The organism is Pseudomonas sp. RL_5y_Pfl2_73 (assembly GCF_963970515.1).
In the GTDB taxonomy this organism is placed as follows: Bacteria; Pseudomonadota; Gammaproteobacteria; order Pseudomonadales; family Pseudomonadaceae; genus Aquipseudomonas.
Genome location: NZ_CAXAPD010000001.1, coordinates 12,773 through 26,863 on the forward strand (window position 1 = coordinate 12,773; position 14,091 = coordinate 26,863).

Annotated in this window: 11 protein-coding genes; 5 read left to right on the forward strand and 6 right to left on the reverse strand. The window is 60.7% G+C overall.

Features of this window, described 5'->3' with window-relative positions:
- The first annotated feature begins 87 nt into the window (after positions 1-87).
- Together AACY42_RS00075 and sugE are read left to right on the forward strand one after the other, a co-directional pair.
- Positions 88-1,053 carry a bile acid:sodium symporter family protein gene (locus AACY42_RS00075; RefSeq protein WP_339475060.1) on the forward strand — a complete coding sequence of 322 codons (966 nt, stop codon included), beginning with the start codon at positions 88-90 and terminating at the stop codon, positions 1,051-1,053.
- A 118-nt stretch (positions 1,054-1,171) separates the two neighbouring features.
- Positions 1,172-1,486 carry a quaternary ammonium compound efflux SMR transporter SugE gene (sugE, locus tag AACY42_RS00080; protein WP_339475062.1) on the forward strand — a complete coding sequence of 105 codons (315 nt, stop codon included), beginning with the start codon at positions 1,172-1,174 and terminating at the stop codon, positions 1,484-1,486.
- Between the two features lie 56 nt (positions 1,487-1,542).
- On the opposite strand, the gene AACY42_RS00085 is transcribed toward sugE, so the two are convergent.
- The 4 genes from AACY42_RS00085 to AACY42_RS00100 all read right to left on the reverse strand — a co-directional run bounded on the left by AACY42_RS00085 (position 1,543) and on the right by AACY42_RS00100 (position 6,321).
- On the reverse strand, positions 1,543-3,417 hold the full coding sequence (locus AACY42_RS00085) for an MFS transporter (RefSeq protein ID WP_339475064.1): 1,875 nt from the start codon (positions 3,415-3,417) through the stop codon (positions 1,543-1,545).
- 81 nt (positions 3,418-3,498) lie between these two features.
- Entirely contained in the window at positions 3,499-4,647 is a 1,149-nt protein-coding gene (locus AACY42_RS00090) for a TDT family transporter (RefSeq protein ID WP_339475066.1), read from the reverse strand.
- A gap of 103 nt (positions 4,648-4,750) precedes the next feature.
- Positions 4,751-5,062 carry a cupin domain-containing protein gene (locus AACY42_RS00095; protein ID WP_339475069.1) on the reverse strand — a complete coding sequence of 104 codons (312 nt, stop codon included), beginning with the start codon at positions 5,060-5,062 and terminating at the stop codon, positions 4,751-4,753.
- 68 nt (positions 5,063-5,130) lie between these two features.
- The gene (locus AACY42_RS00100) at positions 5,131-6,321 is read right to left on the reverse strand and encodes an MFS transporter (protein WP_339475070.1); all 1,191 of its coding nucleotides are present in this window, start codon (positions 6,319-6,321) and stop codon (positions 5,131-5,133) included.
- Positions 6,322-6,423: 102 nt separating this feature from the next.
- Here AACY42_RS00100 and AACY42_RS00105 point away from each other — a divergent pair, with 102 nt between their 5' ends.
- Positions 6,424-6,963, forward strand: a complete 540-nt coding sequence (locus tag AACY42_RS00105) for a TetR/AcrR family transcriptional regulator (protein WP_339475072.1) — start codon at positions 6,424-6,426, stop codon at positions 6,961-6,963.
- Between the two features lie 160 nt (positions 6,964-7,123).
- Complete coding sequence (locus AACY42_RS00110; protein WP_339475074.1) at positions 7,124-10,594, forward strand: hybrid sensor histidine kinase/response regulator; 3,471 nt, start codon at positions 7,124-7,126, stop codon at positions 10,592-10,594.
- 154 nt (positions 10,595-10,748) lie between these two features.
- Here the strand turns inward: AACY42_RS00110 and rmuC are convergent, their stop codons facing one another.
- Positions 10,749-12,137 carry a DNA recombination protein RmuC gene (rmuC, locus tag AACY42_RS00115; protein ID WP_339475700.1) on the reverse strand — a complete coding sequence of 463 codons (1,389 nt, stop codon included), beginning with the start codon at positions 12,135-12,137 and terminating at the stop codon, positions 10,749-10,751.
- Between the two features lie 188 nt (positions 12,138-12,325).
- Positions 12,326-12,649, reverse strand: coding sequence for a sel1 repeat family protein (locus tag AACY42_RS00120; RefSeq protein WP_339475077.1), 324 nt, complete (start codon positions 12,647-12,649; stop codon positions 12,326-12,328).
- A gap of 956 nt (positions 12,650-13,605) precedes the next feature.
- On the opposite strand from AACY42_RS00120, the gene AACY42_RS00125 reads away from it, so the two are divergent.
- Positions 13,606-13,830 carry a hypothetical protein gene (locus tag AACY42_RS00125; RefSeq protein WP_003204606.1) on the forward strand — a complete coding sequence of 75 codons (225 nt, stop codon included), beginning with the start codon at positions 13,606-13,608 and terminating at the stop codon, positions 13,828-13,830.
- The last annotated feature ends 261 nt before the right edge of the window (positions 13,831-14,091 follow it).

Consider the following 14,091-nt stretch of genomic DNA (forward strand, 5'->3'; position numbering starts at 1 on the left):
CGATGATGTTGACTGACACTCCGCTTTCGCGAGCAAGCCCGCTCCCACATTGGGTCTTGTGGTGTTATCAATAATAAGGATCAGGTCATGCGCGCACTGGCTGCATTGAGTCGCTTTGTCGGCAACACCTTTGCTTACTGGGTACTGATTTTCGCAGTGCTGGCCTTCCTGCAACCGCAGTGGTTCGTCGGCCTGAGAATCGCCATCGTGCCGCTGCTGGGCCTGGTGATGTTCGGCATGGGCCTGGCACTCAAGCTGGAAGACTTCGCCGAAGTGGCCCGCCATCCTGGGCGGGTAGCCCTGGGGGTGATTGCTCAATTCGTGATCATGCCTGGCATGGCGTGGCTGCTTTGCCAAGTGTTCAGCCTACCGCCGGAGATCGCCGTCGGCGTGATCCTGGTGGGCTGTTGCCCAAGCGGCACATCGTCCAATGTCATGACCTGGCTGGCTCGCGGTGACCTGGCCCTGGCCGTAGCGATTTCCGCCATCACGACCCTGCTCGCCCCTCTGCTGACCCCGGCACTGATCTGGCTGCTGGCCTCGGCCTGGTTGCCGGTGTCGTTCTCGGCGCTGTTCTGGTCGATCCTGCAAATTGTCCTGTTGCCGATCGCACTGGGCATCGTTGCCCAACGTCTGTTGGGTGCCCGGGTTCGTCATGCCGTAGAAGTGCTGCCGCTGATATCGGTAGTGAGCATCGTGATCATCGTCGCGGCGGTGGTCGCAGCCAGTCAGGCGAAAATTGCCGAATCCGGCCTGCTGATCATGGCCATCGTGATGCTGCACAACAGCTTCGGTTATCTGCTGGGGTACTTCACCGGGCGTTTGTTCGGCTTGCCGTTGGCCCAGCGCAAAACCCTGTCATTGGAAGTGGGCATGCAGAACTCCGGCCTGGGCGCGGCATTGGCGAGTGCACACTTTTCGCCACTGGCGGCGGTACCCAGCGCGCTGTTCAGCGTCTGGCACAACATTTCCGGGGCCCTGCTCTCGACGTACTTGCGGCGCATGAGCGAAAAACAGGACCGTGAGCTACAGGCCCGCCAAGCGGTGGACTGAAGGAGAATCTTGACCAAATCGTCAGCATTGGGCACTGTTGCACCCAATGCGGGGACGACCCCGCAACGCTCGAGCGATCGTTATCCGGGGACGGCCCCATCCATTGATGAGGTGTGTGATGTCCTGGATCATTCTGTTTCTTGCCGGCCTGTTCGAAGTCGGTTGGGCTGTCGGCCTGAAATACACCGACGGTTTCAGCCGCCCTCTCCCCACTGCACTGACCATCGCCGCCATGGCGATCAGCCTCGGCCTGCTCGGCCTTGCAATGAAGGAACTGCCGCTGGGTACAGCCTATGCGATCTGGACCGGGGTCGGTGCCGTGGGCACGGTGATCGCCGGAATCATTTTGTTTGGTGAGTCGATGGCACTGGTGCGCTTGCTCAGCGTAGCGTTGATCGTTGCGGGGTTGATCGGGCTTAAGGTCAGCACCTGAGTTCTCCAAGGAGCGAAACCTGTGGGAACAAAGCTTGCTCCCACAGGCTCTTCGTCTTACCTGACTGTGCCGCGCAACTCCCCCACCAACGCCTGCAACTTCGCCGGCTCAGCCACTTCCACAGCGACCGCCGAACCCGCCACCAGTGTCACCCGCGACCAGAACCGGCGAAACAGCCCTTTGGCCGGGTCGCGACTGAAAAAGCTGCCCCACAAACCCTGCAACGCCAAGGGAATCACCGGCACTGGGGTCTCTTGGAGGATGCGTGTCAGTCCGCTCTTGAACTCATTGATCTCACCGTCACCGGTCAATTTTCCTTCAGGGAAGATGCACACCAACTCACCGTCCTTCAGGTATTGGGCGATTCGTTTGAAGGCTTTTTCGTAGATGTGAATGTCTTCCTGGCGCCCGGCAATCGGGATCGTCCCGGCGGTACGGAAGATGAAATTCAGCACCGGCAGGTTGTAGATCTTGTAGTACATCACGAAGCGAATCGGTCGACGCACCGCGCCGCCAATCAGCAAGGCATCGACGAAGGACACGTGGTTGCAAACCAACAGCGCGGCGCCTTCATCCGGGATCGCCTCCAGGTTGCGATGCTCCACGCGGTACATGGAATGGCTCAGCAGCCAGATCATGAAACGCATGCTGAACTCGGGGACGATTTTGAAGATGTAGGCGTTGACGCCGATGTTGAGCAGCGAGACCACCAGGAACAACTGCGGGATCGACAGTTTGACCAGGCTCAGCAACACGATGGAAACGATGGCCGAGACCACCATGAACAGCGCGTTGAGAATATTGTTGGCGGCAATCACCCGCGCCCGCTCGTTCTCCACCGTGCGCGACTGGATCAAGGCGTACAGCGGCACGATGTAGAAACCACCGAAGACACCCAGGCCCAGGATGTCGATCAACACCAGCCAGGCGTGACCGAAACCGAGCACTTCAAGCCAACCGTGACCCTCGACGCTGTCGGGGATTCCACCGGAATGCCACCACAGCAACAGACCGAATACGGTGAGCCCGAACGAGCCGAACGGCACCAGGCCGATCTCGACTTTGCGCCCGGAAAGCCTTTCACAGAGCATCGAACCCAAGGCGATCCCCACCGAGAACACCGTCAGGATCAAGGTCACCACGGTTTCGTCACCGTGCATCCACTCCTTGGCATAGGCGGGGATCTGCGTCAGGTAGATCGCACCGACGAACCAGAACCAGGAGTTGCCGACAATCGACCGGGACACTGCCGGGGTTTGCCCCAACCCCAGTTTCAGGGTGGCCCAGGATTGGCTGAAGATGTTCCAGTTCAAGCGCATCTGCGGCGAGGCCGCGGCCGCGCGCGGAATGCTGCGGCTGGCCAGGTAACCGAGCACGGCAACGCCGATGATCACGGTGGACACCACGGGTGCGTAATGCGCCGAGGACATCATGATCCCGGCGCCAATGGTACCGGCCAGGATCGCCAGGAAGGTGCCCATCTCCACCAGCCCATTGCCGCCGACCAACTCTTCCTCGTGCAAGGCCTGCGGCAGGATCGAGTACTTCACCGGGCCGAACAACGCCGATTGCGTGCCCATGGCAAACAGGGCCACCAGCATCAGCGACAAGTGATCGAACAGAACCCCTACTGCGCCGACTGCCATGATGGCGATTTCGCCGAGCTTGATCAGACGAATCAGCGCGTCCTTGGCGAACTTTTCCCCGAACTGCCCTGCCAGCGCCGAGAACAGAAAAAACGGCAGGATAAACAGCAGCGCGCAAAGGTTGACCCAGATCGAGCGGTCCCCCTCGATGGTCAATTTGTAGAGGATGGCGAGGATCAGCGACTGCTTGAAAATGTTGTCGTTGAACGCGCCCAAGGACTGCGTGATGAAGAACGGCAAGAAACGCCGCGTGCGAAGCAAGGTGAACTGCGAAGGGTGACTCATCTTCCATGTTCCTGAGTGGCGTGGACGCTTATTGGAATGAACGCTTTTCGATCCAGGCCACACATTACCTGTCTTTAGCGATTATTTCGCCAGCCCTGCAATGCAGGGCGACACAAACAACTCACCGTGCCAGGCACCGAGGACCGTACGCCGCCCGACGATCAGCCACATCACCACCAGCATCGCCACCAGCACAGCGCCGAACACGCTGAAAAAAGCCAGACCCAGCAGCTCCGAGAGCTTCAACGTGGTCAACGCGTACACGCCCAAGGGGAAGGTAAACCCCCACCAGCCGAGGTTGAAGGGAATGCCTGCGCGCAGGTAACGCGCGGTAATCAGCAGCGCCATCAACATCCACCACAACCCCAACCCCCACAGCGTGATGCCGGCCACCAGGCCCAACCCGGCGGCGATTTCGCCCACGCCGGACAGCTCATTGGCGGCAAAAATCAGCGGGGCATCGTTGCCCAGCAGCAACATGCCCAGGGCACCGGTGCCGATCGGACCGAGGGCCAGCCAGCTCGAGGCGGCCATGTTTTCGTGAGGCAGTTTGTGCAGCGCCATGCGCAACAGCAAAATCGTCAGGATGCTGAACGCCACCGGCAGAGAAAAGGCCCAGAGCACGTAGCTGGTCACCAGCATGACCAGTTGCCCATGAGCGTCGGCCAGATGCGGCGCCAACAGCCCGCCACTGGCTGCCGCGACTTCGGCGGCCACCACCGGCAGGAGCCATACGGCGGTCATTTGATCGATGCGGTGTTCCTGGCGGGTGAACATCAAGAATGGAATCAGCACACCACAGGCCAGCGACATGGCCACGTCGATCCACCATAACACCTCAGCCACCGCCACCACACCGCTCCCCCAGCGCGCCAGTCCAAATACCAAAAAGCCGTTGATGATGGTCGCCAGCCCCATGGGAATGGTGCCGAAAAACATCGAGACTGTTGAATGGCCGAAAATCCGTCGCGCTTCGTTGAAGAACAGCACCCAACGGGCCGTGTACATGAGGGCGAACACCACGAACAACAGCGTGTTGAACAACCACAAGCCTTCGCTCAGGAGGCGCAGGCCCGGTACATTCCCAGGCCATTGCGCCAAGGCCAGCGCCAGCACACCGGTGCCCATGACCACGGCAAACCAGTTAGGCGTGAATTGGCGAATGGCCTCCAGCGGCCTGGGCAAATGACTCAATGGACGCAAGCGATTTTTTGCAGCGCAGCATGTCATGGCGAACTCCTGTCCTCGGATGAGGTGGAGCCATGCTAGAGCCGGATCAAATATCTATATAACGGGTAATTTCTCTATATGTTATCGGTTTAACAGATAACCATCAGACGCTGCCTTCGCTCTCGACCACCAGGATTCTCGCTGCGCCCACGGGCCTGGCCACATGCTCGGTGCCCACCGAGGCGTAGAAAATATCCCCGGCCTCCAGCAAGGTCTCCTTTTCGACACCCTCTTCCCGATAGCACATCCGCACTTGCCCATCGAGCACCACGAAAACTTCCTCGCCGTCATTGACGTGCCATTTGTAGGGCTGATCGGTCCAGTGCAGACGCGTGGTGATGCCGTTCATGTTGGCGATATCCAGCGCCGCCCAGGCGCGGTCCCCGGTGAAGGATTTGCTACGAATGATTTTCAAGAGATCGTCCGGAAAAAGACTGAGGCGCCAAGACTAACCCACTGCCAGCGGCGCCTGCATGCATGGTTTCAAGGCCGCGCGCCATCGCTGACCGATCTCATGGATTGACGTATCCCCAACAACGCAACGACACACAGCACAATCAACACCGCGCCATAACCATCGGTGGTCGGGATCAATCCGAACACCCGCGTCAGGTTCCCCGCCAGCAGCGACGGCAGGCTGAAGGCCAGGTAACTGAGGACATAGAACGCCGACATCAAACCGGCTCGTTCGTGGGGCAATGCCAGCGGCATGATGCTGCGCAGCGCGCCCAGAAATCCTGCGCCAAAGCCGCCGCCAGTGACCAGCGTGCCCATGAAGAACAATGGCACGCTAGCGCCATGCACCGCCACCAGCACCCATGCAAGACCGATCACCAGCAGACTCGCGGAGGAGCGCAACATTTTGTCGGCCTCCTGGTTGCGCAACAGGTAGATGGATAACGCGCCGCTGAGGGTCAACACCGCCACCAACGCGCCGCCGATCAGGTTGGAGGTCGATCCGGTTGCCGTCCGTACCAGGGACGGTGCCAGTGACAGGTAGAACCCGCCCACGGCCCAGGCCGCCAGGTTCAGTGGCAGGACCCGCCACAAGGCTTGCCGCGCCTGGAGCGGCACATGCAGGGTTGGCCGCAGGGACTGCCAGGCACCGGGTTGCGGGCTGACGCTTTCCGCCAGGCGCCAGAGGTAAACGGCCTGGGCCAGGAACAAGCCCAACAAAAGCCAGTACGTCAGTTGCAAGGGCAGCGGCGCGAATTCAGCCAGCAGGCCACCGCCCAGCGCCCCGCATGCCATGCCCAACAGCGGCGCGACACTGGTGATCAGCGGGCCTTGACGACGGTCGAAATCCAGCAAGGCAGCCCCCAGCACGCTGGTGGCCATGCCGGTGGCAAATCCCTGGATCAACCGTGCACTGATCAACCAGACAACGCTGTCGGCGCTGATAAACAGCAGCATCGCCAGCATGTTGAGCAACAACGCCACGAAAATCACTGGTTTGCGGCCCAGGTAATCCGACAGCGAACCCACGATCAACAAGGCCGCCAACAGACTGAACGCGTACACACCGAAAATCAGCGTCAGGACGGCCGGGGAAAAATGCAATTGTTCCTGGTAAAGGTGGTACAACGGCGTCGGCGCGCTGGACGCGGCGAGAAAACCGAGCAAGGTGAGCGCCAGGAAGATCAGGCTGGCACGGGTCGAAGCTGGACGGGACATGGGCACGCTCCACAAAATATCCACAAAAGCTAATTTTTTGCTTTTGCGGAGTGTGCTACCGGCGTGCGCTTAAAGCAAATTCTTTGTGTTAAGGTCTGACGCATGGCGATTAAAGAAGGTTTACGCCCCGGCGGTCGAAGCGCCCGGGTCCAAGAGTCGATTCATTCGGCGGTCCGCGACCTGCTGCAAGAGCAGGACCGCGCAACCCTGACCGTACCGCAAATCGCTGCGCGCGCCGGGGTCACGCCGTCCACCATTTACCGGCGCTGGGGGGATCTGCCGGCGCTGCTGGCCGACGTCGCTATCGCCCGTTTGCACCCCGACAGTGAACCCGTCAACACCGGTAGCCTGCGCGGCGACCTACTCGCCTGGGCCGAGCAGTACCTGGACGAGATGAGTTCCGAGCCCGGGCGCAATATGATGCGCGACATCCAGGCCTGCGCCACCCCGGGGTATTGCGTGGGGATCATCAGCCGTCAGTTGCAAATCATCCTGGACCGCTACCCCGATGAGCCCAATCCAGGCGTCGAACGGCTGATCAATGTGGTGGTGGCGCCGACGGTGTTTCGTATCCTCTTTGCCACCGCGCCATTGGAAGTTGGGGAGTTGTATCGGTTGGTGGATATTGCGTTGGCTCAGTAAGACCGCGAAGAGGCCCGAAAGAACACCAAATAATCTGAGCATTTCCCCCGCCTGCGACACCCCACCACGCCTCGACCTTGGTCGACACTGACGAACCCGAGCGGGCATGCGAGACTGTCCTGCCGGGCTCAAGTCCCGGTGTCTTTGTCCGGGAGTTTCCATGTCGTTGTCCAGCGGGCTGATCGCCGTTGTCGCCCTGGCCTATATGGCCATCATGTTCGCCATCGCCTTCTACGGCGACCGGCGCAGCACACCGCTGCCGCCACGGGTGCGGGCCTGGGTCTACAGCCTGTCGCTGGCGGTGTATTGCACCAGCTGGACGTTCTTTGGTGCCGTCGGCCAGGCGGCCGAACAGCTCTGGTCATTCCTGCCGATCTACCTCGGGCCCATCCTGCTGCTGGTGCTGGCGCCGTGGGTCCTGCAGAAAATGGTGATGATCAGCAAACAGGAGAACATCACCTCCATCGCCGACTTCATCGCCGCCCGCTACGGTAAGTCCCAATCCCTGGCGGTGGTGGTCGCACTGATCTGTCTGGTCGGCGTGCTGCCGTACATTGCGTTGCAGCTCAAGGGCATCGTGCTCGGGGTGAACTTGTTGATCGGTGCCGGCGCCGATGCCATGGGCACCCGTGCCCAGGACACCGCGCTGATCGTTTCGCTGATCCTGGCGTTGTTCACCATCGTGTTCGGTACTCGCAACCTGGACGCCACCGAACACCACCGTGGCATGGTGCTGGCGATTGCCTTCGAATCCCTGGTCAAGCTGTTCGCCTTCCTGGCGGTCGGTGCGTTCGTGACGTTCGGCCTTTACGACGGCTTCGACGACCTGTTCAACCAGGCCATGCTCGCCCCACGCCTGGAGCAATACTGGAAAGAAACCATCAACTGGCCGTCCATGGTGGTGCAGACCGGGGTGGCGATGATGGCGATCATCTGCTTGCCGCGGCAGTTCCACGTGACCGTGGTGGAAAACATCGAGCCTCAGGACCTGCGCCTGGCCAAATGGGTATTCCCCGCCTACCTGGCCCTGGCCGCGCTGTTCGTGGTGCCCATCGCCCTCGCCGGGCAGATGCTGCTGCCCAGCTCGGTACTACCGGATTCGTTCGTCATCAGCCTGCCGCTGGCCCAGGCCCATCCAGCCCTGGCGTTGCTGGCGTTCATTGGCGGCGCCTCGGCGGCCACCGGCATGGTGATCGTCGCAAGTGTGGCGCTGTCTACCATGGTCTCCAACGACATGTTGTTACCGTGGCTGCTGCGCCGCAACAACGCCGAACGGCCCTTCGAAGTGTTCCGCCAGTGGATGCTATCGGTGCGTCGGGTGAGCATCGTCGTGATCCTGTTCCTGGCCTACGTCAGCTACCGCCTGCTGGGTTCGACAGCGAGCCTGGCGACCATCGGCCAGATAGCCTTCGCCGCCGTGACCCAACTGGCCCCCGCCATGCTCGGCGCGCTGTACTGGAAACAGGCCAATCGCCGCGGCGTGTTCGCCGGCCTCGCCATGGGGATTTTCCTGTGGTTCTACACCTTGGTGTTGCCGATCACGGCCCACAGCCTGGGCTGGTCGCTCAGCAGCTTCCCCGGTCTGGCCTGGCTGCACGGCAACCCATTGAACCTGCCGATTACGCCACTGACCCAAGGGGTGGTCCTGTCCCTGGCCGGTAACTTCACACTGTTCGCCTGGATATCCGTACTGTCGCGTACACGCGTCTCGGAACACTGGCAGGCCGGACGCTTCATCGGCCAGGAAATCAGTGCCCGCCCCAACCCCCGTTCAATGCTGGCGGTGCACATCGAAGACCTGTTGCAACTGGCCGCACGTTTCGTCGGCGAGGAGCGGGCGCGGCAGAGTTTCATTCGTTTTGCCTACCGCCAGGGCAAAGGCTTCAACCCGAGCCAGAACGCCGACAGTGAATGGATCGCCCATACCGAACGCCTGCTGGCCGGTGTGCTTGGGGCCTCTTCGACAAGGGCTGTCGTAAAAGCCGCCATTGAAGGTCGGGAGATGCAGCTCGAGGACGTCGTGCGGATCGCAGACGAAGCGTCGGAAGTGCTGCAGTTCAACCGAGCCCTGCTGCAAGGTGCCATCGAGAACATCAGTCAGGGCATCAGCGTGGTCGACCAGTCCCTCAGGCTCGTGGCCTGGAACCGTCGCTACCTGGAGCTGTTCAAGTATCCGGACGGCTTGATCAGTGTCGGCCGGCCCATTGCCGACATCATCCGCTACAACGCCGAGCGTGGTCTCTGCGGCCCGGGCGAAGCGGAAGTCCACGTCGCCCGACGCCTGCACTGGATGCGCCAGGGCCGCGCCCATACCTCTGAGCGCCTGTTCCCCAACGGCCGGGTGATCGAGCTGATCGGCAACCCGATGCCCGGTGGCGGTTTCGTCATGAGTTTCACCGACATCACCGCGTTCCGTGAGGCCGCACAGGCACTGACCGAAGCCAACGAGGGGCTGGAGCAACGGGTGGCCGAGCGCACCCGGGAATTGTCCCAACTGAACCTGGCCCTGACCGAAGCCAAGAGCACCGCCGAAGCGGCCTATCAATCCAAGACCCGGTTCCTGGCGGCGGTCAGCCACGACCTGATGCAACCGCTCAACGCCGCGCGCCTGTTCTCCGCCGCGCTGTCCCACCAGCACGACGGCTTGCCGGGCGAGGCCCGACAATTGGTGCAACACTTGGACAGTTCGCTGCGCTCGGCTGAAGACCTGATCACCGACCTGCTGGACATCTCCCGCCTGGAAAACGGCAAGATCAACCCCGAGCGCAAGCCGTTCGCCCTCAACGAACTGTTCGACACCTTGGGCGCCGAATTCACGGCATTGGCCCAGGAACAAGGCCTGAAATTCCGGGTGCGGGGCTCGCGGCTGCGGGTCGACAGCGACATCAAGTTGTTGCGGCGGGTTCTGCAGAACTTCCTCACCAACGCCTTCCGCTATGCCAAGGGCCCGGTGCTATTGGGGGTACGTCGACACAACCGCGAGCTGTGCCTGGAAGTCTGGGATCGCGGGCCGGGCATCGCTGAGGATAAGCTGCAGGTCATTTTCGAAGAGTTCAAGCGCCTGGACAGCCACCAGACCCGCGCCGAAAAAGGCCTGGGCCTGGGCCTGGCCATCGCCGACGGGCTATGCCGCGTGCTCGGCCATACCTTGCGCGTGCGCTCCTGGCCGGGGCGCGGCAGCGTGTTCAGCGTCAGCGTCCCCTTGGCCCCTACACAGGTTGTCGCACCGAGCCCCGCGGCCGAACCCAACGGCCATCTGCCAAGCGGTGCTCAGGTGCTGTGCGTCGATAATGAAGACAGCATCCTGATCGGCATGAACAGCCTGCTGACACGCTGGGGTTGCCAGGTATGGACAGCGCGCAACCGCGAGGAATGCGAGCGTTGGCTGGCCCAAGGCGGGCGACCGCAACTGGCGCTGGTGGATTTTCATCTGGACGACGGCGAGACCGGTACCGAGCTGATGGCCTGGTTGCGCAAGCGTATGGGGGAACCGGTGCCGGGGGTGGTGATCAGCGCCGATGGCCGCCCCGAGACGGTGGCCCAGGTGCATGCCGCTGGCCTGGATTACCTGGCCAAGCCGGTGAAGCCGGCGGCATTGCGGGCGTTGTTGAGTCGGCATTTGCCGTTGTAATGGGCAGCGGAACACGCTGCTCCCCTGTGGTGATGGAAAATCTTGTGGGAGCAAGGCTTGCCGCGATAGCGGTCTCAGGATGCCATCGCGAGCAAGTTTTGCTCCCACACGATGACCTCGCCACAAGTTTGCGCTTCAGCCTTGGGCTTGTGTTTCAGCCCTGGGTTTTCTCGCGGGCCTCTTCCGGCAGCTCAGGCAGCCCATCCGCATCGGTCATCGCCCGCTCGAGCAATTCGCTGGGCAAGCTCTTGCTGGCCCGGGCGCCGAGCAGTTTGAGCTGTTCACTGCGGCTGACCAGGTTGCCGCGCCCTTCCGTCAGCTTGTTGCGCGCCGCGCTGTAGGCTTTGTCCAGCTGCTGCAAGCGACTGCCAATCTCGTCCAGGTCCTGGATGAACAAGACGAACTTGTCATACAGCCACCCGGCCCGCTCGGCGATTTCCCGGGCGTTCTGGCTCTGGCGTTCCTGCTTCCACAAGCTGTCGATCACCCGTAGGGTCGCCAGCAATGTGGTCGGGCTGACGATCACGATGTTGCGGTCGAAGGCTTCCTGGAACAGGTTCGGCTCGGCTTGCAGGGCAGCGGAAAACGCGGCTTCGATCGGCACGAACAACAACACGAAATCCAGGCTGTGCAAACCGTCCAGGCGTTTGTAGTCCTTGCCGGCCAAGCCTTTGACGTGGGCGCGCAACGACACCACATGTTGCTTGAGGGCAAGCTGGCCGATGGCGTCATCTTCAGCGGCCACGTACTGCTGATAAGCCGTGAGGCTGACCTTGGAATCGACCACCACTTGCTTGTCGCCCGGCAGATAAATCAACACGTCTGGCTGAAAACGCTCGCCGTCCGGGCCCTTGAGACTGACTTGAGTCTGATACTCGCGGCCCTTCTCCAGGCCGGCATGCTCGAGCACCCGCTCCAGAATCAGCTCGCCCCAGTTGCCCTGGGTCTTCTGCCCCTTGAGTGCCCGAGTGAGGTTGGTGGCCTCGTCGCTCAAGCGCAGGTTCAGCTGTTGCAAACGCTCCAGTTCCTTGCCCAGGGAGAAACGTTCCCGGGCCTCGGCCTGATAACTTTCTTCGACGCGTTTTTCGAAGGACTGGATGCGCTCCTTCAGCGGATCGAGCAACTGGCCCAGGCGCTGTTGGCTGGTCTCGGCGAAACGCTGCTCACGCTCATCGAAGATTTTTCCGGCGAGCTCGGCGAACTGTGCCCGCAACTCGTCTCGCGAACCTTGCAGATCATCCAGGCGTTGCTGATGGCTTTCCTGTTGCTCGCGCAGTTCAGCATGCAACGACGCCGCCTGGGCATCGAGCCGCCGCAGTTCCGCTTCCTTGTTGGCGCGCTCGAGGCTCCAGGCATGGGCCGCATCCCGGGCGTTGTCGCGCTCGATTTGCAACAACTCGACTTCACGACTGACTGCCGCAAGCTCGGCTTGCTTGGCGGCGTTGGCCTGGCTGAGGTCGCTGATCTCGTCACGGCAGGCATCGAGTTGGGCGTTGAGGCCGTCGTGGGCCATGTGCGCGGTGGCCAGGCGTTCTTCCAGCAGGGCCTGTTCGGTCTGCGCAGCGCCGGCCTGGCGTTGCAGGTGCCAGGCCAGTGCCAGCAACGGTACCGCAGCACCCGCCAAGCCAAACAACAGGCTGGTCAAATCCATAGCCATGACAATTCCTGCCGATCAAATAAAGCCCGAAGGTTAACCAAGCGGCCGGGGGTTGCCCAGCTCGGTCTTCGTTTTCAGCCTTCGATTTCACCGAGGACCCGGCGGGCTTGATCATCGCCGGCCCGTGCGGCCTGGCGCAGCAGGTCCTGACCGATGCGGCGATCCCGGGCGTTGCCGCATTCACGGCACATCAACTGTCCGAGACGACTTTGCGCTGCCACCACGCCTTCACGGGCCGGTTGCTTGAGTAAACGGCCGGCCAAGTGCTTGACGCTGGGGCTATCCCCCAGTCGCGGGCTGTCGAGCAGCCACTCAGCCACCCGCATCGAAATACGCTTGGGTGGAGTAACACCAGGGGGGGTGGAGGTAACAGGATTTGATACGGAGCGAAACTTCATAAAACACTGTGGGATAGATCGGAAGGCGCGCCACTCTACTCCTTTTTTCGTACGGGTAAAGCCGAAAAAAAACCAGCACGCCCGTGCTAGAGCAAGCGCTTGGGACAATCCACAGAAGCTGTGGATAACTCAGTGGACAACCCCCCCTGAACTCGCGCAAAGCCCTGTGGAACGGGGCCTGCACTCAAACTGACGATTTTTTCACCAGCAAAAAAAAGCGATGTTTTTCATTGACTTAAATTTTGGATACAGGCACCCACCCCGGATTGTTTCGACCTGACAGTACAGTGACAGGTGGTGCAGCGAGTGTGCACAAGTAACCGCCGAATGGGTTATAACGCTGCGCTTTTTTGGCGCATCTGGCGGTAAAAGCTGGGGATAAACCTCGGTTCTTGCGCGCAGCGTGGGTAGCATGAACACACCCGAATACAGTTGGATCCTGTGCTACGAGTCCGATTCCAACATCGGCCCATGGTCCTACTTGAATATTTTTTAACCAGCGCCCTTCCCTTCACGAGTTCGATCCGTTAGTATCCGCGGCGTTAGTACCAAGCTGAAAGTCAATTCAGGGTCGAACACATCTCTACGGTCAGCCATCCTTCAAAGGACGCCTCACCGAAAAAAAGAGACCGGCCCCCTCGATGGTTTCCAGGTAAACCTTGCGCCAACACTGCCTTTGATCGAATGCGAAGGGTGTTGCCAGGCTCATTATTCTGACCGAACCAACCTGCAAAATTGATCAGGATCTTCACCCCGGGCCCAGAACCTTTGCCCTTGATGTGTTGCCTGCCCTCCTAAGTACCTACCTGCCAGCCCAAGTGCGCACTTTATATAGCGCTCAAACTGGCTGCTTTGTTCCAGTCGGGTTCTTCGTTCGACCAATGGTGGTCGACGTTACTGGAACGTTTTAACGTTGCACGGTTCTTAACCGTGTCATTTGTAGGAACACCCATAACATGTCTACTCAAATCCACGCACAGGATGCTATCCGCACCCTAACCAACGCTTTTGCCCCGATGAACTGCCTGATCATGGCCGCTCGCAAAGGCTGCTTCAGCTTCACCCTGGTCAACGAACACGGCATCGCCCGTCACAGCGAACGCCTGTACCCCGATCAGTACTCCAGCGCCGAACCGCTGCAGGCCGTGATCGAGCGTACCCGCCAGGCACTGGTTGCCTGAGACGACAGAAAGGCTGAAACCCCAAAGGCCCCGCCCAGAAAGCGGGGCTTTTTATTGCCTGGAATGTCTCGATCAAGCGAAACGGCGTAAGTACCAAGGGATATAACAGTTATAACCGTTCGCTGAAGATGTTTTAAAAACAGTCCTTTACAGCGCAAATATGACACTACACTTCAAGTCAAGCGGCATGATCCGCTTCCGGCGGGGCCTGGACCGATCCACCGCTGCCAAGCCCACACTCTTCAGGCCCCGCCCATTCAC

Bases quoted from the DNA above. Each gene is read 5' to 3' on its own strand.
- AACY42_RS00075 (WP_339475060.1), top strand. From the start codon at position 88: ATGCGCGCACTGGCTGCATTGAGTCGCTTTGTCGGCAACACCTTTGCT.
- sugE (WP_339475062.1), top strand. From the start codon at position 1,172: ATGTCCTGGATCATTCTGTTTCTTGCCGGCCTGTTCGAAGTCGGTTGG.
- AACY42_RS00085 (WP_339475064.1), bottom strand. From the start codon at position 3,417: ATGAGTCACCCTTCGCAGTTCACCTTGCTTCGCACGCGGCGTTTCTTG.
- AACY42_RS00090 (WP_339475066.1), bottom strand. From the start codon at position 4,647: ATGACATGCTGCGCTGCAAAAAATCGCTTGCGTCCATTGAGTCATTTG.
- AACY42_RS00100 (WP_339475070.1), bottom strand. From the start codon at position 6,321: ATGTCCCGTCCAGCTTCGACCCGTGCCAGCCTGATCTTCCTGGCGCTC.
- AACY42_RS00105 (WP_339475072.1), top strand. From the start codon at position 6,424: ATGGCGATTAAAGAAGGTTTACGCCCCGGCGGTCGAAGCGCCCGGGTC.
- AACY42_RS00110 (WP_339475074.1), top strand. From the start codon at position 7,124: ATGTCGTTGTCCAGCGGGCTGATCGCCGTTGTCGCCCTGGCCTATATG.
- AACY42_RS00120 (WP_339475077.1), bottom strand. From the start codon at position 12,649: ATGAAGTTTCGCTCCGTATCAAATCCTGTTACCTCCACCCCCCCTGGT.
- AACY42_RS00125 (WP_003204606.1), top strand. From the start codon at position 13,606: ATGTCTACTCAAATCCACGCACAGGATGCTATCCGCACCCTAACCAAC.